The organism is Mycoplasma sp. 1890, from assembly GCF_053851615.1.
Genome location: NZ_JBSQAZ010000001.1, coordinates 80520 through 104796, shown reverse-complemented (window position 1 = coordinate 104796; position 24277 = coordinate 80520). Strand labels below are relative to the sequence as shown.

General features: G+C 28.4%; 18 protein-coding genes. 11 read left to right on the top strand and 7 right to left on the bottom strand.

The window, feature by feature from the left end; translation table 4 throughout:
* The first annotated feature begins 147 nt into the window (after positions 1–147).
* From ACWXVO_RS00380 to rnc, 6 genes are all read left to right on the top strand, one after another.
* A complete protein-coding gene (locus tag ACWXVO_RS00380; RefSeq protein WP_438340500.1) occupies positions 148–669 on the top strand; it encodes a hypothetical protein in 522 nt (173 codons plus the stop codon).
* An 81-nt stretch (positions 670–750) separates the two neighbouring features.
* Positions 751–2007, top strand: coding sequence for a serine hydroxymethyltransferase (gene glyA, locus ACWXVO_RS00375; protein ID WP_456001777.1), 1257 nt, complete (start codon positions 751–753; stop codon positions 2005–2007).
* 14 nt (positions 2008–2021) lie between these two features.
* Complete coding sequence (locus ACWXVO_RS00370) at positions 2022–2327, top strand: hypothetical protein (RefSeq protein ID WP_456001774.1); 306 nt, start codon at positions 2022–2024, stop codon at positions 2325–2327.
* Complete coding sequence (locus tag ACWXVO_RS00365) at positions 2314–3960, top strand: DAK2 domain-containing protein (RefSeq protein ID WP_444704899.1); 1647 nt, start codon at positions 2314–2316, stop codon at positions 3958–3960. The genes ACWXVO_RS00370 and ACWXVO_RS00365 overlap by 14 nt, the downstream gene beginning before the upstream one ends.
* A 10-nt stretch (positions 3961–3970) precedes the next feature.
* Entirely contained in the window at positions 3971–4990 is a 1020-nt protein-coding gene (gene plsX, locus ACWXVO_RS00360) for a phosphate acyltransferase PlsX (RefSeq protein ID WP_456001771.1), read from the top strand.
* A complete protein-coding gene (gene rnc / locus ACWXVO_RS00355) occupies positions 4980–5690 on the top strand; it encodes a ribonuclease III (protein ID WP_438340505.1) in 711 nt (236 codons plus the stop codon). The genes plsX and rnc overlap by 11 nt, the downstream gene beginning before the upstream one ends.
* Positions 5691–5754: 64 nt before the next feature.
* On the opposite strand, the gene ACWXVO_RS00350 is transcribed toward rnc, so the two are convergent.
* Together ACWXVO_RS00350 and ACWXVO_RS00345 are read right to left on the bottom strand one after the other, a co-directional pair.
* The gene (locus ACWXVO_RS00350) at positions 5755–10116 is read right to left on the bottom strand and encodes a PolC-type DNA polymerase III (RefSeq protein WP_456001768.1); all 4362 of its coding nucleotides are present in this window, start codon (positions 10114–10116) and stop codon (positions 5755–5757) included.
* Between the two features lie 17 nt (positions 10117–10133).
* Positions 10134–11102, bottom strand: a complete 969-nt coding sequence (locus tag ACWXVO_RS00345) for a phosphatidate cytidylyltransferase (protein ID WP_438340507.1) — start codon at positions 11100–11102, stop codon at positions 10134–10136.
* Between the two features lie 550 nt (positions 11103–11652).
* Between ACWXVO_RS00345 and dcm the strand changes: the two genes are divergently transcribed.
* The 3 genes from dcm to ACWXVO_RS00330 all read left to right on the top strand — a co-directional run bounded on the left by dcm (position 11653) and on the right by ACWXVO_RS00330 (position 16132).
* Positions 11653–12885, top strand: coding sequence for a DNA (cytosine-5-)-methyltransferase (gene dcm / locus ACWXVO_RS00340; RefSeq protein ID WP_456001765.1), 1233 nt, complete (start codon positions 11653–11655; stop codon positions 12883–12885).
* Positions 12878–15757 (top strand): DUF262 domain-containing protein, encoded by a 2880-nt coding sequence (locus tag ACWXVO_RS00335; protein WP_456001762.1) that lies wholly within the window; start codon positions 12878–12880, stop codon positions 15755–15757. Before dcm ends, ACWXVO_RS00335 begins: the two co-directional genes overlap by 8 nt.
* Positions 15758–15895: 138 nt before the next feature.
* A complete protein-coding gene (locus ACWXVO_RS00330; protein WP_456001759.1) occupies positions 15896–16132 on the top strand; it encodes a transposase in 237 nt (78 codons plus the stop codon).
* Between the two features lie 376 nt (positions 16133–16508).
* Here ACWXVO_RS00330 and ACWXVO_RS00325 read toward each other — a convergent pair whose 3' ends face one another.
* From ACWXVO_RS00325 to ftsY, 4 genes are all read right to left on the bottom strand, one after another.
* Entirely contained in the window at positions 16509–17060 is a 552-nt protein-coding gene (locus ACWXVO_RS00325; protein ID WP_438340511.1) for a ribosome recycling factor, read from the bottom strand.
* A gap of 7 nt (positions 17061–17067) precedes the next feature.
* A complete protein-coding gene (gene pyrH, locus ACWXVO_RS00320; RefSeq protein WP_438340512.1) occupies positions 17068–17796 on the bottom strand; it encodes a UMP kinase in 729 nt (242 codons plus the stop codon).
* A gap of 91 nt (positions 17797–17887) precedes the next feature.
* Positions 17888–18106 (bottom strand): sigma factor-like helix-turn-helix DNA-binding protein, encoded by a 219-nt coding sequence (locus ACWXVO_RS00315; RefSeq protein ID WP_438340513.1) that lies wholly within the window; start codon positions 18104–18106, stop codon positions 17888–17890.
* Positions 18106–19161: a signal recognition particle-docking protein FtsY gene (gene ftsY, locus ACWXVO_RS00310; protein ID WP_456001756.1), complete on the bottom strand. Its 1056-nt coding sequence runs from the start codon at positions 19159–19161 to the stop codon at positions 18106–18108. Before ftsY ends, ACWXVO_RS00315 begins: the two co-directional genes overlap by 1 nt.
* Before the next feature lie 90 nt (positions 19162–19251).
* Here ftsY and ACWXVO_RS00305 point away from each other — a divergent pair, with 90 nt between their 5' ends.
* Positions 19252–20841: an MATE family efflux transporter gene (locus ACWXVO_RS00305; protein WP_456001753.1), complete on the top strand. Its 1590-nt coding sequence runs from the start codon at positions 19252–19254 to the stop codon at positions 20839–20841.
* A 489-nt stretch (positions 20842–21330) separates the two neighbouring features.
* Here the strand turns inward: ACWXVO_RS00305 and ACWXVO_RS00300 are convergent, their stop codons facing one another.
* Positions 21331–22176, bottom strand: coding sequence for a leucine-rich repeat protein (locus ACWXVO_RS00300; RefSeq protein WP_456001750.1), 846 nt, complete (start codon positions 22174–22176; stop codon positions 21331–21333).
* A 78-nt stretch (positions 22177–22254) separates the two neighbouring features.
* On the opposite strand from ACWXVO_RS00300, the gene uvrB reads away from it, so the two are divergent.
* Positions 22255–24231: an excinuclease ABC subunit UvrB gene (gene uvrB / locus ACWXVO_RS00295; protein WP_456001747.1), complete on the top strand. Its 1977-nt coding sequence runs from the start codon at positions 22255–22257 to the stop codon at positions 24229–24231.
* The last annotated feature ends 46 nt before the right edge of the window (positions 24232–24277 follow it).

Here is a 24277-nt window from a genome sequence, read left to right as displayed (position 1 = left end):
AAATAAGAATAAAAATTAATCATTAAAACATATAAATAACTTTTTAAAAGAAGTGTAAGTTTATTGTAAAAAGCCTTATAGTTAAATATTTTTTTAATTTTGATAAAATTAATAAAAATAAAGCTTTATTAGTATTGAGGTACCAATATGTCCAATAATAAAAAATGAAAAAACAAAAAAATTAACATTAATAACTATAGAACACTTGAGGTTCAAAAGCAAAGAAAAGCATTATCTAGCTCTTGAAAGATAGCTTTAACTGGTTTATTCCTAGTAGCAATTCCTTCATTTATTTTATTTATTTTGCTCGGCCGAGATGGATGGGCATTTGAAATAACAAAAAAAATGGAAAGATGGTCTATGCTCTTGCCTATTGCTATTGGTATTGTTATTATTCAAACTGCAGTTGTTTCTTTAATAGTTTTTAAATTTAAGGTTTATAGCAGTAGTTCATTCGTTTTTTTAGTTCCATTTGCAATTGCTATGGCTTCGTTTTTAGTTTCATCAGGCGTTGAAGAGTGGCCTTACAGAGTCATGCCAGCTGTTGGTCTTGCATTTTTATCGTTGCCAATATTGCTTGTGTTTAAACATATTGAAAAAAAGAAAAAAGAAAAACAAAAATTACAGTTTGAACAAGAAGAAAGAGCAAAAAGAACATTACTAGACTAAATTAAGTTTAGTTTTTTATTTTATATCTAAATTAGTTTTAAATTAAGCCAAAATAAAATATTTACTTTCCAAGGAGATTATATGTATAAAAAAATTTCGCTAATTGATAAAGAAGTTGCAGAAATAATCAATAATGAAGCAAAGAGACAAACTGACCATATTGAATTAATTGCCTCAGAAAATTACGTTTCTGAGCAAGTACTAAATGCTGTTGGATCGTGTTTGACAAATAAATATGGTGAAGGATACCCTAATAAAAGATACTATGGAGGTTGCGAATTTATTGACCAAATTGAAACATTAGCACAGGAAAGGGCAAAAAAACTCTTTGGTACTAAATTTGCAAATGTTCAACCATATTCAGGATCAGTTGCTAACGCCGCTGTTTACATGGCCTTGTTAAAACCGGGTGATAGAGTATTAGGTCTTTCTCTTGATTCAGGAGGTCATTTGACTCATGGTTACAAAATCTCTTTTAGCGGAATTTTTTATGAATCATATACTTATTCAGTTGACGAAAACGGAGTAATAGACTTTAATGAAGTCTTAAAAATAGCTAAAAAGGTTAAACCTAAGATGATTATATGCGGATACTCAGCCTATTCGCAAATTGTAGAATTTGATAGATTTCGAGATATTGCAGATGAAGTAGGTGCATATTTATTTGCAGACATATCGCATATCTCGGGGTTAGTGATAGCAAAATTGCATCCATCACCAGTAGGTTATGCCGATGTGATTATGACAACAACTCATAAAACACTAAGAGGGACAAGAGGTGCAATTATTCTAACGAATGATGAAGAATTGGCTAAAAAGATTGATAAGGCAGTTTTTCCTGGTTGCCAAGGGGGAGCCTTGTTTCATCAAATTGCTGGTAAGGCTGTTTCTTTTTATGAAGCGCTTCAACCTGAATTTATTGATTATCAAAAACAGTTATTGATTAATTCAAAAGTTTTTTGTCAAACTTTTATGAATAAAGGGGCGAAAGTTATTTCTGGTTTAACAGCAAATCATCTTTTTATGATTGATGTTAAAAGTACATATGGTTTAACTGGCAAAGAAGCATCAAGAGTATTACAAGAATGCAATATCACCGTTAATAAGAATTCAATACCGAACGATACAGAAACACCATTAGTATCTAGCGGCATTAGATTAGGATCGGCCGCCATGACTTCTCGTGGTTTTGGAGAAGATGAATTTATCATTTTAGCTAACCTAATGGATAAGTTGTTAAGAGATCCAAATAATGAGAATTTAAAAACAGTTATTAAAAAAGAAGTAGCTAAACTAACTAATATGTTTCCAATAAAAAGAAGTTACATCAAAAATTAATGTTAGAGGTTTCAATGTTAGAAAAATTAGAAACAGATATTAAGAACTGAATCGGTTCAATTGCTGGCGTAGTTGATTTTAAGGCTTTGGATGAAACAAATATGGTTAATTTTGCTAATACGGGAATAGTTGTGGAAAAGATGCCGAAACAAAAAAACGGAATTTCTGTAACTATTGGATTAATAATTTTGGTAAACTTAAATGCAAAAAACCTAGTGGAAGAAATATACCAAATCTTAACCTACAAACTAAAAAGCGAAAATATAAAATTATCAAAACTTTGTGTTTTTATAAAAGGAATAAGTAATGAAAAAAATTAACGGAAAACAATGGCTGGGCGCTATTTTGTCTGGTGCTTATAATTTAAGTAACAAACAAAATCTTATTAATGCATTGAATGTTTTCCCTGTGCCTGATGGTGATACAGGGTCGAATATGACATCAACAATTATTGCAGTTGAAAATATTAAGGCAGATGAATTTAGCAATATTTCTGATATTTCCAGTCAAATAGGTCAATCATTATTATTTTCCGCCAGGGGTAACTCTGGGGTAATTTTAAGCCAAATTTTTAAAGGTTTCGCAGTTGCTTTCAAGGATAAAAAAGAGATAAATTCTTATGATTTGGTAAAAGGGTTTGAGGAAGCTTATAAATACGCTTACAAAGCTGTTTTAAAACCTGTTGAGGGGACAATATTAACTGTTATCAGACAAACATCAGAAGGGTTAAAAGAAAAAATTCTTATTGATAGTGATATTACTGACGTTTCACGTGTTGCCGTGGAACTTGCTAGAATAAGTTGCGATCATACACCTGATCTATTACCGGTTTTAAAAGAAGTTGAGGTTACTGATTCAGGCGGTGAAGGTTTGTATGCTATTCTTGAGGGAATGCATTTATACTTTCAAGGTCAACCTATTACACTTTTGGAAAAACAAACTGAGGTAAATAAATTTATATCTGATAATGAAGTTTTTGATGGTGAGTTTGGTTATTGCACCGAGTTTATTGTCGAATTAAAAAATAAGAAAAAATTCAAAAAGGATTTATTAATTTCGAAATTAGAGAAACATGGTAGTTCAATGGTTCTTGTGCAGGATGACTCATTTTTAAAGGTTCATATTCATGTCACTAGACCTGGTGATGTTTTAAATATTGCCAACAGCTTGGGACAATTTATAAAAATTAAGATTGAAAATATGACCTTACAGGCTAATGATAGTAAAAGAAATAAAAATGATAATAATAGTAATGATCAATGTTGTGACGATAATCAACATGATTGCGGTCCAATAAAAAAGACCGCTGTAATCTCGTGCAATTCTGGAACTGGCATTATTGATCTTTTGAAAGAAAATGGTGTCTCGTATATTGTTGAAGGCGGGCAAACTAATAACCCATCAATAAATGACATTGTATCCGCTATTAACGCCGTAAGAGCTGAAACTATTTTTATTCTTCCAAATAATAAAAATATTATCCTCTCAGCCCAACAAGCCTCAACTATCGTGCAAGATAAAGAAATTATAGTAATTCCAACAAAATCACAGGCCCAAACATTAAGTATTTTATTTAACTATAGTGAGGAAAATAGTGTTTCTGATAATCAACAACTAATGAATGATGCTCTTTTAAATATTCATTATGGCGAGGTTTCTCCTTCAATTAAAACCACTAAACTCAACGGTATTAAGGTTAAAGCCGGTGATTTTATGGCTATAAAAGAAGGAAGATTGAAAGATACAGATCCAACATTTAATGGTGCAGCAATAAAATTACTTCATGAATTAATTACTCCCGAAACGCAATTAGTTAACATTTTTTATGGCCAAGATGTTACTGAGTCAGATATAGATGAATTACAAAATTATATTGAAATAAATTTTGATGTAGATATCGAAATACACAATGGTGGTCAAAGTATTTATCCTTATTTAATTTCAGCGGAATAGGAGAATTGAAATGAAAAAAATAGTTTTCGATGTAATGAATAATGATAATGGCTATAAAGAAGCAATCCAAGGCGCATTGGCCTTTATGAGTAAAAATAAGGATTATCAAATTGCCTTAGTTGGCGATAAAAAACTTATTGAAAAAGAAATTAAAAACAATACTTATTTAATAAAAAAAGAAGATTTTATAATTATTGATTCACCCAATTTAGCAACCATCAATTCTTCGATAAGAGACGTTTTAAAAAAGCCATCATCAATGTTGGATGCTTTTAATTATTTAAATGAGAATGATTTTGATGCAATCTTGAGCAGTGGTGATAGCGGGTCTTTTATTTCATTAGCAACCCTAAAAACAAAAAGATTACCAAACGTTTTTAGACCTGCTTTTATGCCCATATTGCCTACAATGTCTGACCATTTTTCCCTGTTATTAGATGCCGGTGCAAATATTGATACACCAGCTCAATATATTAACAACTGAGCTATTGTAGCTAGTAAATATTTTGAATTAATTTTTAAAAAATTTAAACCAAGTATTGGATTGTTAAATGTTGGCACTGAGGAATATAAGGGTAGCCAAAATATCAAAAACGCTTACACGCTATTAAAGGAAAATAAGAAAATTAATTTTTATGGATTTATTGAGCCTAACGATGCTATTGCCGGAAAGGTTGATATTATTTTAGCTGAAGGACAACAAGGAAATATATTTCTAAAAACTCTTGAATCTTCATTTATTAATTTTGGGAAACTTCTCAAGGAAATAATTTATAAAAATATAAAAACAAAGATAGCGGGTCTTTTTTTGAAAAATGATTTGAAAAAATTTAAAGAAAAATTTGACTACCGAAATATTGGCGGTGCATATATAATTGGTTTAGAAAAAATTGTTGTTAAAGCTCACGGCGGTTCTGATGAATTAGCATTTGAAAACGCATTAAACCAAATTAAGCTTTTGCTAGAAAAGGAGGATTTTATAAAGAACCTTTCAAAGCAATTGGGGGATATTGAAAATAATGAAATTTAATGGTAGTGATTTAAAAATCCTAGATAATGTCTTACCTTTTTTAAAACAATTGGGAGTAAAAACAAAAGAATTAAGTGATGAACATTTGTTTATTTTAATAACTGCATTTACACATAAATCTTTTACGAATGAACATAAGACAAGACCTCATAATGAATATCTTGAATTCATTGGAGATGGTGTATTACAATTTGTTGTAACAAGTTGAATTGCCAATAAATTTCCGCAATATGAGGCAGGTTTAGCAAGTAAATTAAGAAGTAGTATAGTAGATAAAAATAACCTTGCCAAAATTGTTGAAAAGTACTCATTATTCAAATGATTAAGATATGGTAATTCTGCATTTTCCAATGGAACTAATATCAAAACAAAATCTAATCTTTATGAAGCATTTATAGGTGCTATATATTTGGTTTATGGTATTGAGGGGGTAAAGAAAATTACTGACCTAACATTATGAGAATCATTTAATTTGCAATGTAACAAGACCCATGTGCATCCTAAAAGCGAGTTGCAAGAATTATTACAACAATTTAGTCATTCTAGAATTGAGTATGTTACCGAAATGCTTCCTAACAATGAATTTGGTTCTATTGTATTGCATGAATCTCAAAGATATGGCGAGGGTTATGGTAAATCTAAAAAAGAAGCCGAAACCAATGCTGCAATTAATGCGTTGAAAAAATTAAGAAGAAAATAAATAAAAACGTCTTTTATGTTGAATACATACAAGACGTTTTTTAATTATAATTAAGGTTATTTTGTTAAAATAATTCAACTTGATTTGTATCATTTAAATTATCTAATATACCTAGCTTTTTTAGTTCGGAACAAATCTTAGAATTTACTTTTCCTCTCTGGCAAAGATCTTCGATAGATAAAAATTCTTGCTGATTTCGGGCATTAACTATTTGTTCTGCAACGGTATCACCTAGTCCATCAACAACAATAAATGGCGGTATTAAGGATTTGGTTTTTTCATCAACAATTCAATCCTTGGAATGAGATATTGATAAAGAAACGTTTTGAATTTTAAACCCTCGAGCATACATTTCCTTTGTTATTTCAAATGTGGTAATTAATGCTGACTCTTTTGTTGAAAGCGCATTACTTATATCGTTCTTTCTCTTTTTTAAATTCATTAGTTTTATATCAACGCTAGTATACCCTTTTGACATTGTTTCAATATCAATTGCATCTGGTCTTATTGAAAAATATGAAGCGTAAAATTGTAGAGGATAATAAAGTTTATACCAAGCAATTCTTCAGGCCATAATAACATAAGCCGTTGCATGAGCCTTAGGAAACATATATTCAATTTTTTTCAGTGAATTAATGTATCAGTCTGGAACATTATTTTTTATTAATAGTTCCTCTTGCTCTGCGGATAAGCCCTTACCCTTACGGACTTTTTCCATTATTTCAAAGGCTTTTAATGGCTCGATATTTTTTCTTATTAATTCTTGCATAATATCATCACGACAACATACACAATCTTTTAATTTAAACCCTTTTTTGACTAACTCTTCAGCATTTCCGGCCCACACATTAGTTCCGTGACTTAGACCACTTAATAAGATTAAATCATTAAATGTGCGTGGTTGCGCTTCTCTTAACATGTTTCTAACAAAACCCGTTCCAAACTCCGGCAAACCATAAGCACCTGTAGTTTCACCATCAATCATTTTTGGATCGATTTTTAGTGATTCAGTTGTATAGAATAACTTCATAACTTCTGGGTCAGATTTTGGTATGTCTTTGGCATTTGTTTTTGTTAAATCTTCAAGCATTTTTATTGTTGTTGGATCATCATGACCTAGTAAATCAAGTTTTAAAACATTATCATGAATGGATTCAAAATTAAGGTGTGTAGTTTTTCATGAACTATTAACATCATTTGCAGGATAATTAACAGGTGTAAAGTCCTCAACATCAAATTCCTTGGGAATAATAATAATTCCTCCCGGGTGTTGTCCTGTTGTTCTTTTAACCCCCGCCGATTTATTTGCTAAGAAATCAAGAAAAGTTCTTGATCACGGCGTTTCACTTAATCGCACTTCTTCCATATATTTTCGGCAAAAACCATAAGCGGTTTTTAAGGCAATTTTAGATATAGTTCCGGCCCTGAATGAATGATTTTCACCAAATAATTCCTTAACTAAATTGTGAATTTTTGGTTGATAATCACCACTGAAATTTAAATCAATGTCCGGAACTTTGTTAGCTTCAAAACCTAAAAAGGTTTCGAAAGGTATATTATGCCCATCTTTTGAGAGTTTTTTATTGCAATTTGGACAATTCTTATTAGGGAGATCCCACCCTGAATATATATTGGGATCATTATTTCATTCAAAATATTTGCATTCCAAACATAAATAATGTGGTTCAAGTGGATTTACTTCTGATATTTCTGATAGGTTAGCTACTATCGAGGAACCTACTGAGCCACGACTACCCACTTGATAACCATCTTCATTTGAACGTTTAACTAATTTATGGCTAATTCAATAAATTACTGAGTAACCATACTTAATAATAGGGTTTAACTCTTTTTCTATTCTTTCAATGATTATTGGATCAGGACTTTTTCCATATTTTTTATAAAGATTTTCATATACTAAATTACGCAATTTAGTTGGTGAATCATCAAAGGTCGGAACATACAATTTATCTTTAATAACTTGTATGTTCTCAATTTGATTAGCAATTTTTTTGGGATTATAAATAACAATATCTTTAATTAATTTTTCATCGCCTAAAAAAGCGAACTCATCTAACATTTGTCTAGTTGTTAGATATTGCAACTTTGGTTGTGTTGTTAGATATTGCAACTTTGGTTGTGTTTTTCTTTTTAATCAATGTACCCCGCCACCAAGCGAAGGAGCGTTAATGTAAATGGCATGAATAGTTTTTTGAAAATCATAAACATATCTTGAATCAGATGTTGCAACACACATTTTGTTAAGCTTTTTGCATTTTTCGATTAAGTCATGATATGCGAATTTAAGATTTTCTCATGAGATAAGTTCCTCACCCTCTACTAAATACACAAAAGATGAAATCGGTGGCAATTCAATATAATCAAAGTTAACAATTTCTTTTTCTATTGATTCATTTGTACCCAGGATTATTTTGTCCCATAATTTTGAGCGATGTGTCCCTGAACCAAACAAAATATTATTGTATTTTATTTTATCCTCAATGTAAAACTTTGGACCGTCATTATAATTTTTTGTTAGTGATGAAGATAGAATATTGAATAATTCTTTAAGCCCTCTTTGGTTTTTTGCTAATACTCTTATTTCGGAAGACATTATTCTGTTTGATCATTGTGTAGCATCAACATTTAACAGCTCGGATGCACTAAAGATGTTTTTTTCAATGGCTAATCTTGTGATCATTTTTAATCAGACTTGAGCCAAAGCATGAGCATCATAATCAGCCCTATGGGCGTCGCTAAATGTATAAATAACATTATGTCTCTTACATACATAATTCATTTTATGCCTTGCTTCACTTTTATCTAAAAAATATGAAACCCACAAGGAGTCAACACAAATTAGATTGCTTGTATCAAGACCTAATTGTCTAAATTTTTCCATACACATATTTATATCAAACGCAGCATTGTGCGCTACACCAATGCGCCCGTTTAAAATAGAATGGATTTTTTTAATTCCCTCTTCAGGGGATAGCCCCCCTTCTAAAAGTTGTTCATTTATTTTGGTTAGTTCTTTGATTTTTTGGCTTAGTGTCTTTTCTGTTTTGATAAAAAACTGAATTTTTTCTACTATTATGCCATTTTTAATTATTGTAGCTCCAAACTCAATAATATCGTCAAAGCGGCATGATAGTCCTGTAGTTTCGAGGTCAAAAACAACGTACTCAGCTTCTTTTAAATCAAAATCCTTAAATTTTTCATATCCTTTAAAAATTAAATTTTTCTTTGAAATTGTAGATAGTGTTGCTCCGTATATAGGTTTAATTCTTTTTTCTTTTTTTAAGGCATTATAGAAAGATGGGAAACTTTGCACATTATCTAAATCCGTAATTGCGATAAATTCATGGCCATATTTTATGGCAGCTTTTATATATTCATTAGGGGAAGAAATTCCGTCTTGAACACTCATGTGTGTTCTTGTGGCTAAATCTATTCTTTTTTCAACCTCATTATCTTCGGCTAATGAAGTTATTGGCTCTGTTTTGGTAAATGCTTGCGCACCGTATGCCATTATAACCTTAGCTTGTGTAAATTTGTCATCAGTTAGCATACCCGTTACATAAATAGTATCGCCTTCATTGATAGAAGGTTTTTCTTCTGATTCGTTTTGAATAAAATTGACAGAAATAGCTTCGTTATAATCTGAAATTTTTAATGTTAAAAGGCGTTTGTTATTTTTTAACGATTTCCATTCTAAAAAATAAATTTCCCCCTTTACAATAACTCTTAGTTCTTCAAATGTTGTTAAGGCGGTAGCAATATCCATTTCAACTAATTTAGCCTTAGGTTTTGCGTAATATTTTTGACCGTTACTATTTGTTGTATTTTTATCTGGATTTTTTTGCGAAAAACTTAATTCCTCTTTTTGCTGAATTGAGTAGGAGTTTATTAAATTGTTTATGGTTTTTTTCTTACTATTATTTGAATTATCAGCTAATTTATAAATAGGTTTAAGAAATTCAAATCCTATTTTTTCTAGTCCTTGAACAATTAGGTTATTATTTTGTTTGAATTTTTCATATGCAGTTTTTAATGGAATAAGAAAATTTATTTCATTGTCAGTCACTTCTATATGAGCCGAATTTATAAAACCAGAAATGTCATTCAATGATGGAAAACTTTTATCAATAACATATTTTAGATAGTCAGCAATGTTTTTTTTATCTAAAATAACATTTTGAATAATTAAATTAATGCGGCATTTTGGAAATCGAGACTCGACAGCTTTATGAAATTTCTTATATTCATTGATGTTAATATGTTGATCAAATTGTACATCAAAAACTCAGTTTTCAAATCCCTCTTTAATAGCAGGATGTACTAATAAAAGTTTAGCACCATCAAATTCATTAGATGGCTCAAATTTTACTTCTTTACATAGTTGTTTAAAATATTCATCCATCATATGAATTACCTCCAAATCTAATTGATAAATAATATTATTGAAGTCATGATTACAACAAATGAAGTTGAATCAAAACGATCCATAAAACCACCATGCCCTGGTATTAAATTTGAAAAATCCTTTATTCTATATAATCTTTTGATTAGCGAAAAAACAAGATCGCCTAGAATAGATATAAATGGTAAAAGGAATATGCCAGCTATTAATTGTTTTCAATTAGTAAAAATAGAAAATGTTTTGTTTTGTGTTATATGGCCTAAATACATTGTTATAAATACAAAAATCGATCCAAATATAAAACCTACAAAAGCGCCCTCTCATGACTTCTTTGGACTTATTTTAGGAGCCATCCCTCGCTTAATTAATTTTTTTCCAAATAAAGAACCGCCGACATAGGCCATCGTATCAGTGATAACTGGTATTATAATAATGGCGAAGACAAAATATAAATTTGCAGCGTTATATATAAACAAGCTTTTAAAAGCAAGGGGAATAAATCATGTTGAAAAAATAGCAATAAAATAAGAAAAAATAAAGTCTCTTTTTATGGTTTTAGTAATGAAAAGATTTACTAGAAATATGCAAGTTATAAAGAGAATTATTAGTAATAGCTGTAATGCTCTAAATTTAGATAGACTATCATATCCAAAAAAAATTGATTTTTTTATCTGTTTTGTCACTATCAATATATTTGAACCAGTTGTTTTTGCAAGACCTATAAAATTACTATGTTCTGGTTGCGCTGAGAACCAATCCAACGGAAAAGCCCAAACTAATACTGTTAAAATAGCTATAAGAATATTTTCCCATCTTTTTAAAATGTTATGAGAAAGAACCTCATAAGTTGCTCATGCAGAAATGATAGCAAAGAAGGAGAAGCCAATAACTTTTCCTGGTATTTTTCCAAAATATGTTATAAATAAAAAAGGCAATAAAATTAATGCTAAAATCATTGCTGACTTTATTCTTAGCTTAATATTTTTCATATTTAATAATTATAGACACTAACAGTTTATTAATGATGTAAAAAAAGTTTTATATTTATATTTTTTTATAGCAGATTTTGTAATAGAGGATACTAAAGTTACAAATATATTTAATTACAAAATTAAAACACACCTTTTTAGTCCGAGAGATGAAATACAAAAAATCTATAGCAAAATTTAAATAGACTTTATCTTTAAATACTTTAAGAATTTGGATTATTCTTTTTAAGAAAGATAATTTTTTATAAATTATTTTGTAAATATCATAATTTTATTCCAATGTAGCTTATCAATAAAAATTTCAATAATTATATGTTAATTATTAAACCCCTTCTTTAAAAAATATATCGCTACACCGGATGATTATTTGAATTTTTATATGATATAATTTTTCTATGCGACAAAAAACTATCAATAAATTATTTTGTGTAGATAATATATATATATATATATTATAGTTAAGAAGTTTCCATTTTTAAAGTATTCTCCTATTATTAATAGCAAGCCTTGACATTCTTAAAGAAATTTAAGAATTTTTTTTGTATTTTTGATGAGTAAAACAATAAACGTTTTGGAAACTTTTTCAGGTATAGGAGCACAAAATAAAGCAATTACAAACATAAACAAATTAAGAAATAAGGATGTGTTTAAGATAGTGGCCACCGCTGATTGAGATGCGCGTGCCAACATATCATATGCCACAATGCATCATAATTTACATGATAATTATCTAAAAATATTGGCAAATAATAATTTAACCACTGAGTTACAAGTGAACGAATTTTTGAAGCAGTTTTGTTTATCTCTTAACTCAAAAACACCTGCAAAGATTAAATCTAAAAGCCTTAAATTCAAAAAATATCTTGTTGCATCAATACTATTAAGTAATAATCAAGTAGATATTCGTAAGTTAGATCCAAATATATTAAAAAAACACAATATTGATTTAGTTACTTATTCCTTTCCTTGTCAAGGACTTTCGGTTGCAAATATGGGTAGAGCAAAAGGAATCAACAATGATGAATCTACTTCATCACTTGTTTGGCAAATCTATCGAATTTTGTCCAATTCCTATCATAAACCAAAGTACTTAATAATGGAAAATGTTAAGAATTTATTGTCTCAAAAATTTATGCCTGAGTATCAAAAATGAGTTGCGTTTCTTGATGAATTGGGTTATAAAACATTCACAACAGTAATTAATAGTTTAGATGCAGGTTCGATACAAAAAAGAGAACGTGTGTTTGCATTAAGTGTGTTAAAAAACGTATATACTCCATTTAGTAATGATTTTGAGTTTCGTGATTTTATTAACAAAATAAATCAAGCAAAAAAATTAAGTCTCGAACAACGAAAAGAACGTTTTAAGAATATCTTTGATTTTAGAAGCAACACAAAAGAAAATATCGATATGTTGATTAATAACACACCTTCTCGACTAAGAATGGTTAATACACAAAAAATAATTAATGATTCTAAAAACTACATCATTAATACATTGACTACTAAACAAGATAGGATACCATGCACCGGAATTATTAAGTGCAAAAACAATAATAAAGCAAAACTTCAATATAGGTTTATAAGTCCACGTGAAGCATTTATGTTAATGGGCTTTGGAAAAGAAGATTATGACAAAATAAAACTTTTTTATGATGAAGGAATATTAACAAAAGAGTCATTACTTAAACAAGCAGGAAACTCTATTGTTGTTGAAGCAATTACGTCAGTGTTTAACGCTGTTGAAGAAATAGAAAAAATAAATGGAGATTTAAATGAGTAAAATAAGTAAGAAAGAGTGAAAAAAATTTTTTAGTAATAATGGATATATAAATTGAAAAATTGACACAAGTATTACAACATATATTGATAATTCTGTTGGTAATTGAATTCCAAATATCAATGATACAAATAAAAAAATATATATTTTTAATAGAAACAACAAAAAATACCAAGCTTTTTTAGGTAAGGAAAGACAAGGCATTTTATTCTATAGATCTAAAGATAATTTATACGCTCATTCAGTATATAGACAAATTATTGATGTTCTTTATAGTACAAGAATAGTTTCCAAAAAGAGTGATGATTATTACGTGAGCGATCAATTTATTACATTTTTAAATAGCAAAACTAGTAAAGATAATTCTTGATTAATATATCAATTCATAAGAGAAAATCTTGGTTCACTTTTAGAAGAATATATAATTAAACCTTTAGAATCTTTTGAGAACTATCAGTCCGATAGTGATGCAGATTACAAAAAAAATGAGGATTTACAAGTAACTAAATATTGGTTTAACGTTTTGCTAAGAGTTGATAAAAATTATTTAAGCCGCTATTTTATTAAATGTTGAGACATTGAACCTAAAGGGGCTGATTTTGATAAGTTCGTATCTAATATTGTGGGTGAAGACGGTTCACAAGAAAGCAATCAAGTATTAGAAATGTTTAGAAACATCATTGATAAAATAGCAAATATTACAAATGTTGCAAATATTATGTGGGAGCTTCAAGAGATAAATGATTTAGTTGATTTTAAGATACCAAACCTTAACAGTGAATATAGTAATCCATTTTTAGATAAACTGGACGATGCAACAACAACCATTAAGGAACTTTCGGAAATATTGACTTTTAAAGACATTATTCAATCGCAAATAGCATTAAGATACCAAATACCTATATTTCAAAGGTCATACTCATGAGATGAATATATCATTAATGGACTTTTTCAAAATATTTTAATTGATTCCAAAAACGCACGTCAAGGACATGATCAGACAACATTTTTGAATACTATAATTTTAATGAGTATTAATTATAAATACAATATTATTGATGGACAACAAAGAATAGTTTCGCTATTACTAATTTATTTAATGTTATTGAGAAAAGCTATGTCTCTCAATCAGGAAGAAGCTAAGAAAATTTTATTGTCTGATAACGGGCATAACAACATTGAAATTATTAAGAAAATGCTAGAAGATTTTAAGTCTCAATGTCCTGAACACTACACTCAACTATACAATCTATTTTTTAACGCTAAAGAAGTCGACCGTTCAACAAGATTTTATGAAAATTACAATGAAATAGTGCGCAATTTCGATAAAGAAATAACAAAGGATAACATCAAATCAATATGTAAATACTTTTTGGATAATGTAAAAATTAATATTGTTTCTATACAAGAGTACAATAGAGGAGACCTAACTAAAATATTTCAAAATATAAATCAATATAGCAAGCGTCTTGGAGTTTTAGACTTATTAAGAAATTTAATTTTTCAGCACACAACAAACCGCGTAAATATTAATGAGTTTAATAAGACAGTTAATATTTATTTTAGAAAATCAAATAAATTAGATAATGATGAAGACATTAAAAAAATAGTGACATTTATTGATGCTTGACTTGTTAAGGAAGGTGAAGCAGATAAAATAGAAGAAATAAATTCAAACTACTACGATATTACAACTAGAACATTTGAAAAATTTAAAATTTTCACCTCTCATAATTCAAATGCGCGAAACATAATTTATGAATTATGAAAAGAGTTTGTATATTACGAATATGCATTTACTGGGTGCGTTGAAAAAATAGAAAATATTATAGATTCTAATTTAACCGTGTTTAAACATGAATGTGTAGAGTTTAAAAATTTTGTTGATGACTTTATTAAAAAAATTAAATATATTAATTTTATTAATTTGCAAATCAATAATATAACATCGGGTGGTTCTAAATCTATTTATGTTCCTTTAATCATATCAATCCTAAGCAAATTAAACTTTTTTCCAAATGTTGATTTAAATGAAGAAAATCTTATTATTTTGTCTAAAGTACTATACAAAATCGAAAAGTTTGACACATTATGGGAACTTGATTTTAAAGGACAATCTCTAGGTACATCAATAATTAATAAAACAAATAAATTGTTATTCAAAGATAATAAACCCGTAGATGTTGAATTTGTTAATCTAATTTATAAAGAACTTATTAAGATGCTATCGTTAAATGATGAAGACGATAAAAATATTAAATTATTGCGCGAACATCTTAATAATAAATTTAATTATGAAATAACTGATGAGAATTCATCATTTAAACCAGTGTCAAATAAACTGTATAAATTAATTATTGCACGTGTATTTAGTGGTTTCAAAAATATGCGCGAACAGCCATTTTGATATGAAAAGTTTAGAAGTGAAGATGAACGTCAAAATGATTTAAGCTATTTAAATTTAAGTTATGAACACATATTGCCGCAAAAACCTTCACCAGAAGATCGCAAAGATTTAAAAAATATGAATATTGATTTTAATACAGACTATATGACACTAGTTTACAAGATTGGTAATGGTGATTTAATGTTTAAGCCGGATAACTCAAGATTAAGTAATGAAATGGTTAAAGATCCAAGTAAATATAATATGGTATCAAAAACAAATTTTGCATTAAACACACCAATAATGTCCTTGCTACCTGATAAAGAAGGCAATTTTACTAAAATATCTTTTAGCCCAATAGTTGGAGAACCTATTAAATGTCTTGAGGATTTTAAAAATCGAAAAAAATCTATTGATGAACGTACAAATCAAATTATTGAAGCTTATATTTATATTATGTTTAGCGATAAAGCAAATAAATTAAAGTAATATTAATAGAAAATGCACTATATAAAACATTAATTGTAAACAAAACAAAAATATCTATAGTCCCTAAGATGAAGTATCTAGATTCCCAGATATTTTTGAAAAAAATGAGATTCTAAATATCACTATGCGCTTAAAAAGTTGACAAAAAAACACCGATGAACTAATTGCTTTTTTAATTTTCTAAGCGAAATTGGAAAGCTTATTTATACAACAAATGTCATCGAAAATTTAAATAGAAATATTGGAAAAATATCAAGAAACAAAACTTCATTTCCTACTGATGACTCTTTAATAAAGATAGTTTATTTTGCAATCCAAAATCAGTTAGAAAAATGAAATAAAGTTGTTCCTAACTGAGGCCCTGTTTTTGTATAATAAATTTACATTTGTGTAATTGCTAATCTCAAATCACTTACTAAAAAGTAAGTTAGAGATTAACTTACACACTTTTTTACACTACCTTTAGAATTTGCACAACGGTTTTTTATTAAAAGAGACAGTTTGTTAAAAACCGTTTGTGAATTTATTAATAATTTAGGTTTAATTATTCTTTCTTTATTTTTTATAATTAAAAGACCTTTCTTAATAAAATTTCTTAATAAAGGTCTAATAGATTTACACAAAACTTTTTTAGTTTTAATGAGATACATTAATCTTTTATTATAGTTTTGCCTTTTTGCACAAGTATATTTCTTATAAATTTACTTATTTTTTTTATTCTCAGTAATTCCGATGAACTATTTTGATTTTATTAAATTGTCATTAAATCTTTTTCTTTTATTTTAGTTAGTGAATTTATGTTTTCAATTGATTTGTCTATCTCTTTTTGGATTTGGTCCAAATAATTCTTTTGTAGATCTTCTGACAGTTCTTTATCTGCTTTGATGTGTTTATTAATATCCTGGCGGATTTGTCTTATCCCCACCTTTGCTTGTTCAGCGATTTGATTTAATAACTTAGTCATTTCCATACGTTTTTCTGTTGTCATTTGCGGATAAATTAATCTTAATTGATGTCCCATATTAATAATAGTAATATTTAGTTTTTGGTCTATAAGAGTTTTTTCAACTATTTTTAGAATTGCCATATCATAAGGTTTAACTAATAATTCTAATGGCCCATTTGAACTTATTGAAGCTAATTCGTCTAAATTCATTCACGATTCATAGTAATTAATTTTAATTTTATTAATCAAAGCGGGGTTTGCTTTTCCGACAGCAACTTTTAATGATTGCACTTCAAAATTGTCGATTGTTTTTTTAATATTCTTTTTTAAATCTTCTATATAAAAACTTAACTCCATAATTCCTCTATTTTTTATTAGCAATGATTGTATTTGGTATCTTATTTTCAATAGCTCTTAATAATGCTTCATTTTCATTAATATCAAAAACTATTATATCAATATTATTTTCTTTTGCCATTGATGCAGCGGTTTGATCAATAACCTTAAGGTCTTTTTCAAGCAATTCATCATAAGTTAATGTATTGAATTTAATTGCATTTTTATTGAATTTAGGGTCACTATCATACACACCATCAATATTGTTTTTACCCATTAATATTGCATCAGCTTCTATTTCGGAAGCATATAATGTTGAAGCGGTGTCTGTTGTAAAAAAAGGTCTACCAGTTCCGCCAGCAAAAATTACTACCTCGCCACTTTTTAGGTATTTTTTAGCCTTTTCATTTATATAAACCTCGCAAACCTTGGGATCTAGTGTTAATGAAGATAATACTCTAGTTTGTAATCCGTTATGTTCGAAACCTGATTGTAAGGCAAGTGCATTCATAGTCGTTGCTAGCATACCAATGTAATCAGCTCTAACTCTTTGAATACCATTTTTCGCAGCGCTTGTTCCCCTTCAAAAATTACCGCCGCCAACAACAATTGCAACCTCGACATTATTGGCAATAATAACTTTAAGTTGTTTAGCAAATTTTTCAACTAGCTCATAGTCAATAGCTAAATGTTTTTCTTTATTTGCTAATCCTTCTCCTGAAAGTTTTATTAAAACCCTTTTATATTTATAAGACATTAAATAACTCCTCTAAAAAGTTTTACTATTTTTAAAATTATATATTTTTTAAAATTAATATAACTATTTTAACTCAACAAAATAAGTACTTTTAACCCAGTTTCTTATCAAGCAATATAAGTTTTTGCCTTGCTTTTTTAACAGCATCAAATGCGCCCGGTCTTGACATTGCCAACTCATCAGCAATTTCAGCAAAGGATAAATCTTCAATTAAATGGAGATATAGGGCTTGCTTTTGTGATTGTGGTAATAATTGCCCATATTTATCAAACAATTTAATAATTTTTTCTCTTTCCTCAATATCTTCCATTATTCATTTATACCCTTCATTAAACCATAAATATATGAATCAAGATCGAATTCGGCTAAATCGTCTATCCCTTCCCCTAAGCCTATGAATTTTACGGCTAGATTAATTTCATCTTTAATTGTTAATACAATTCCCCCCTTTGAGGTTCCGTCCATTTTTGTCAAAATAATTCCAGTTAGATTTGTCGCTTCGCCAAAAGCTTTTGCTTGTGAAATACCGTTTTGCCCAGTTGTAGCATCTAAAACTAATAAACTTTCATGAGGAGCGCCTGGTATTTTGGATTGCAGTACTTTATTAATTTTAGCTAATTCATGCATAAGGTTAATTTTGTTTTGCAATCTTCCTGCAGTATCAATTATTAGAACATCATAATTATCGTTTTTAACTTTATCAATTGCGCGATAAACAACTGCCGCAGGATCTGTTTCATTGTTAAGCGGTTTTACTATATCTGCGCCAACTTTATTAGCCCATATCTCCAACTGTTCAACGGCTGCAGCTCTAAATGTATCCGCAGCAGCAATTAAAACTTTTTTTTGTTCTTGAATTAACTTGTGAGCGATTTTAGATATTGAAGTAGTTTTACCAGAGCCATTAACACCAACAACCAAAATTACATTAATTCGGTTGTCTTGAACATTAAGACTTGTATCAATAATTGAATTAGAGGCATAGAAAGTGAATAATTTGTCTGCAATAATTTCATTAATCAATTTAGGGTCTTGAATGTTTTCGTTTTTAACTTCTTTTTTACATTCGTTAATTATTATTTGAACTAATTTTATTGAAATGTCTGACATAATAAGTAATTCTTCGAGTTCATCAAAGAAATTATCATCAATTTTATTATGCCTATTTTGTATTTGTTTAATGCTTTCAATGAATGAGGAATTTGATTTAGATAAACCTGCTATGTAATTTTCTAATTTATTTTTTTTGTTTAATTCTTTTGCAAGATTTTTCTTTTCCTTAGTTTCTATTTTAGCTTGTTTTTTTGCAATTCTTTCCTCTTTTGTTCCAAAAAGTTTATCTTTTAGTTTTGACCAGAAACCCATAATTTCTCCTATATGTTTTGATATGATTTTATCTATATATTTTATTATAAAAATTATAATTATGTTTTTAGTAAAATTAATAGATAAACTATGAATATTAAAGCAATTGAAAACGACAAGTATTTTAAACAAAAATATAACTTCAAATATCTTTTAAGGTTATCTTTTCCCATTTTTATTCAGACATTATTTTTCGCCACAGTTACCATTGCGGGATCATTAGCTGTCAGTTTTTATAATCGTGTTTATCATGCTGATGGGTCTTACAATGGCTATTATTTTTATACTTTTGCGAAGATATTTGTTGTATATAAAATAATAACTTTCTTACCATTATTATTCCAACTTGGTGTTTTAGTTGTAGCATCCAATCTTTATGGTCAAGGAAAGCAAAAAGAAATTGCAAAACTTCTTTGATCAGCTTTTTATTTATCACTAATTTTGAATGGCGTAATATATTTAATTGTATTTTTTAGTGCTCCTAAACTTTTATCACTTTCAGGTGCTAAAAATACTTTTATTATTGGTTGAAAAAAGGAAGTTGACTATAACAATTTTATAAGTAATTTAAAGAAATCTAGCTTAAAATTAGAGCAGGTTTATCAACTTGATTTAAATCATAAAATATTTGTTGGTGGATTTGCTGATGGGATCAATTATATTCCAACTAATGTTGAAGTAGAAGTTAAAAATGAACATAGTTTTGCTATAAAATTTTTAAGAATTGGTACTATTGATATTTTTATAACCTCCATTGCTTTTATAATGAATTCTTCATTACAAGCAATAAAGAAAAATAAACTTGCTATAATTGGCGTAATTGTTGGAACAATTGTTAGAACAATTTGAATTTTTATGATTCTATTTGTAATAAAAAATGCATTCCTAGCCTCACTTGAAATTATCATAGGTTCATTAATTAATATTGTGATATCTAGTATCTTAGTGAAAAAATATGTTGTCAAGAACCATAAAATTAAGTTTAAAGAAACATGGAATAATAAATATATTAAGGAAATTCTTAAAATTGGTTTCCCGATCTCACTAGAAACAGGGATTTGATTTGTTTCGCAATATTTATTATCCAAGGCTATTCCGGACGCTAAATTAAATGATAGGTTTATTGGTCTTTGAAGGGCTCTGAATAATATCTATGATTTATTCGCTGCTTATTTGCTAGCATTAAGTTATGTTACCTCATCTGTTGTGGCAACACAAATCGGAAAAAATAAACTTGAAAAGGCTAAAAAAATTGGTAATTTGGCTTATAAAACGGGTTTTATAGTTCAGCTATTATTCGGCATTTTGGGAATTATTTTAACTTACCCTTTGTTTAAAATATATTCAATAGAGACAAAATTAATAAACCAATATTGTTACATTTTAATGAGCATTTTTGCAATTAAATCATTGATGGATGTAGGGCCATTAACAACATTAAGATCTTTGTGGGGAGCCAATGATGTTTGAATGCCTAATTTAATTTCTATATTCACAATGATTGGATTACAAACTAGTTTTGTATATATTTTAATTCTTTTTGGAAGCAATAATATAAGTCAAGAAATATTTTTAATAAGTTTAAGTTCTATTGCAATAATTGATCCACTATTTAGGACTTTATTATATTTGTTACGCTGAAATACAGAAGCTTGGAAGAAATTTGCAAAAAAACTTTAAAGCAGCAAATATCTAAAATTAAATTATTGATTTTTTAAAAAAAGAATTATTATGTTATGTTCATAGTATAAAATAAGCGTTAATATAATAGCGGCGCACTATCTTTTTAAAAATACTATAATGTGCAAATGTTATTTTTCGTGGATATTTCCTCACCTTTTTGGGGAGCAGCATAATATAAGTGCCTTCTTTGTTATGCAATAGATAATAAAGATTAATGAATAATTTTTAAGAATTAATAGGCAAATAAAGCAAGGATATTTTTATATTGTTTCTTAATATTTAATTACGAAATCATATCTCGTTAATAAAACAATCTTTAAGATTAAAATTTTAATGCTTATGATCAAATAAATCAAATATTTAATAAAGTTATTCCTAATTAATTTTGGATAATTAGGTTTTAGCTTAAAATCAGAATAATTAAATAGTTTTTAATCCGAAAAAACAAAAAATAAATAAAAAAATCAGCCATTAGCTGATCAAAAATTATTTGATTGAATAGTGAAGATCATTATTTTCTTTAAGCGCGTTAGTTAGTTGTTTTTTAACAGTATCATTTTCAATGGTTAATTCTACGCTATGAGCATCACTATTTTTTCCAAAGAAGAAAAACATTTTTTCTGAAACACGAGTAACATTTTTTGGTAAGTTAAGCATTGTAAATTCATTTAGCGCCAACGCCGAGTCTTCAATAGTGTTAATGTTCTTTAAATTTATTTGAGTTAATTTATTTTTAGCGAGAACACCAAAACTTAGTTTTTTTAGTCTTGCCGCGGCTTCGATATTGATTGAAGTTATTTGATTGTTATAGAATGCTTTTTCATTTATTTCTGCAATTGATGATGGTAGTTCTACTTTAGTTAATCTATTGTTTGCAAAAGCTTCCTCTTCAATTTTTGTTAGGTTATTTGAAGAAATATCAAATTGAATTTCTTTTAATCCTAAATTGGCAAAAGCACCTTTTTCAATAATTTCTAAACTGCTAGGAAGAATAATTTTTTCTATATTAATCTCATTTTTTTTAATATCAAAGATTCCTGGTGCAGCAAGAAATTCAGGAGCTGCATGCGATTGTTCATTAGTGTTTAAAAACAAACCATGTAATGAATTTCCTGAGAAGGCTCCAGCTGGAATAACCTTTAGATTAGTTTTGCTTAAATCTAGTGTTTTAGTATCTTTTTTATAGTTTTCTCTACCAGCCGTTCCTAAAACGAAGGCTTTCGCAAAATCATTCAATGATTCGCCTCTCGAACACGAAACAACTAGGGCAGTAGAGATGCAAGGAACAGAAATACTTGTTAATGTTAATAATATTTTTTTTGCTATCTTCATAATTAACTAATTGTATCATAATTTTATATAGAAGGGATGTTTCTGATAGATAAATATGCTTAGTATATAATTTAAATTATGAAGAATTTTAAACTTGTTTCTGACTATAAGCCATCTGGCGACCAACCCCAAGCAATTAATAAATTAATTCAGGGGTTAAAAGAGGGCAAAAAACATCAAGTTTTATTAGGTGTTACAGGGTCTGGTAAAACATTTACCTTGGCCAATGTTATTCAAAATAGCAATAGACCCGCTTTAGTGATTAGTCATAATAAAACTTTAGCTAGCCAATTATATAACGAACTTAAAGAACTATTTCCCGAAAATAAAGTTGAGTACTTTGTTTCATACTTTGATTATTATCGTCCTGAATCTTATTTGCCTAAAGATAATTTGTTTATTGAAAAGTCGTCTACAATTAATAAAGAAATTGAATCAATGAGAATTTCAGCTTTTAATTCATTACTCAATAGAAGGGACACTATTGTTGTCGCATCTGTTGCAGCAATTTATGGCGCTTTTAATCCACATGAGTACAAGAAATATTTATTAAATATTTATGTCGGAATGGGCATAAGCATCAAAGAAATAAAATATTCATTAGTACAAATGGGTTATCAAAACAAAAAGATCTATCCTGATATTGAATTTGGTGAATTTTCTGCATATGGTTCTGTCTTAACAATATGCCCTGGTTATAAGCATAATGGCCAAATAAGAATAGAAGTTAATGAGAATAATATAATTGAGAGTATTAAAATAATTAATTCTATAACTAAGGATGTTATTGAAATTATTAGCAGTACTACCATTTTTCCATGTACCACTTATATCATGAATAAAGATTGAATTCAAATGATATCTGCAGAGATTAAAGATGAATTATCTAGCCAGCTAGATTTTTTCAAATCGAATAACAAACTCCTTGAGTATGAAAGGCTAAATGAGCGCATTAATGCTGACATTGCTTCTATTGAAGATTTTGGTTATACAAAAGGCATGGAAAATTATTCAAGATATCTTGATCGTAGACTGCCAGGTCAAAAACCTTATACAATGTTTGATTATTTGCCAAAGGATGCTGTGATTTACATCGATGAAAGTCACTTATTATTACCGCAATTGGAAGGAATGTATCTCGGCGATAAATCAAGAAAAGATACTCTTGTTGAATATGGTTACCGTTTACCATCTGCTCTTGATAATAGGCCATTAAAATATGAAGAATTTTTTGAGTATGATTTTCCTCGCATTTATATGTCTGCAACACCAAGCAAAAAAAGAGAAATTGAATATGCTAATGGTGAGGTTATTACACAGATTATTAGGCCAACTGGGCTGTTGGATCCAGAAATCGAGATTATGCCTAAAGAGAATCAACAAGCCAAAATATATGATTTACTAAAATCGCAGATTCAAAGAAACGAAAGAACATTAATATTAACCTTGACAAAAGAAAGCGCAGAAGAATTTTCGGATTTTTTAAAAGAAAAAAAATTTAAATCAGCTTACATTCATCATGAATTAGAAATTTTTGAAAGAAATGCTATTCTAGCAGGCCTTCGCATGGGAAAGTTCGACGTTGTAATAGGAATTAATTTATTGAAAGAGGGCATTGATTTACCTGAAGTTAGTTTAATTATTGTTTTGGATGCTGATTTAAACGGATTTTCAAGAGATACATCTTCGCTTATTCAAATTGTTGGTAGAGCCGCAAGAAACGACCATGGAAAAGTAGTTTTCTTTGCTGATAAAGTTTCTGAAGCAATGAAAGAAACTATAGATGATAATTTAAAAAAGAGAGAAATTCAAATAAAGTTTAACAAAGAACACAATATTATTCCAAAAACGGTTATTAAACCGATTCCCAAAATTAATGTTGATCTTATTTTGAATTCTAAATTTGGTAATGATTATAAATTAAAGGCTAAAAAGTCATACATTAATGAATTAATTAGAGAGATGCAGTTAGCTTCAAAGAAATGAGATTTTGCAAAAGCTCAGGAAATAAAGGATTTGTTATTTGAATTAGGTTATGATTTTGATAAAAAATAGCTTAAATTAAAAACAAAAATTTATAATTTTATTTTTTTAAAATTTT